The sequence below is a fragment of the Clostridioides sp. ZZV14-6345 genome (genome assembly GCF_020657775.1).
GTDB classification, from domain to species: domain Bacteria; phylum Bacillota; class Clostridia; order Peptostreptococcales; family Peptostreptococcaceae; genus Clostridioides; species Clostridioides difficile_D.
Map to the genome: position 1 here is coordinate 1 of NZ_JAGWCX010000159.1, position 761 is coordinate 761.

1 rRNA gene is annotated in these 761 nt (G+C 42.6%); it reads left to right on the forward strand.

The features are described 5' to 3' along the window. Nucleotides 1–103 precede the first annotated feature (103 nt). A 23S ribosomal RNA gene (locus KGF39_RS19410) occupies nt 104–761 on the forward strand; the annotation flags it as partial.

The window sequence follows — 761 nt, forward strand, 5'->3', positions numbered from 1 at the left end:
ATATATATTTAGTGATATGACATCTAATTTGTAATATATAAAGCTGATAACTTTTTAAAATTATCGAAGTTGATAGCTTCTAATCTATCAAACCTTTTTAACTGGTCAAGTTATTAAGGGTGCAGGGCGGATGCCTTGGCACTAGGAGCCGATGAAGGACGTGATAAGCTGCGATAAGCTTCGGGGAGTTGCACGTAAACTTTGATCCGAAGATTTCCGAATGAGGAAACTCACTTAGAGTAATGTCTAAGTATCATTAAGTGAATACATAGCTTAATGAGGGGAACTCAGGGAACTGAAACATCTAAGTACCTGAAGGAAGAGAAAGAAATTCGATTCCGTAAGTAGCGGCGAGCGAACGCGGATTAGCCCAAACCAATAAAGTTTTCTTTATTGGGGTTGCGGACATATCATAACGAAGAGGTATCGTAATTGAAGAGGTTTGGAAAGACCCACCACAGAAGGTAATAGTCCTGTATGTTAAACGAGAAGACTTTAGATATGATCCAGAGTACCACGGGACACGTGAAACCCTGTGGGAAGCAGGAGGGACCACCCTCCAAGGCTAAATACTACCTAGTGACCGATAGCGTATAGTACCGTGAGGGAAAGGTGAAAAGAACCCCGGGAGGGGAGTGAAATAGAACCTGAAACCCTGCACTTACAAGCTGTGGAAGCACATTTCTTGTGTGACCGCGTACTTTTTGTAGAACGGGCCAACGAGTTACGTTAAGTAGCAAGGTTAAGCACTTAAGGTGTGG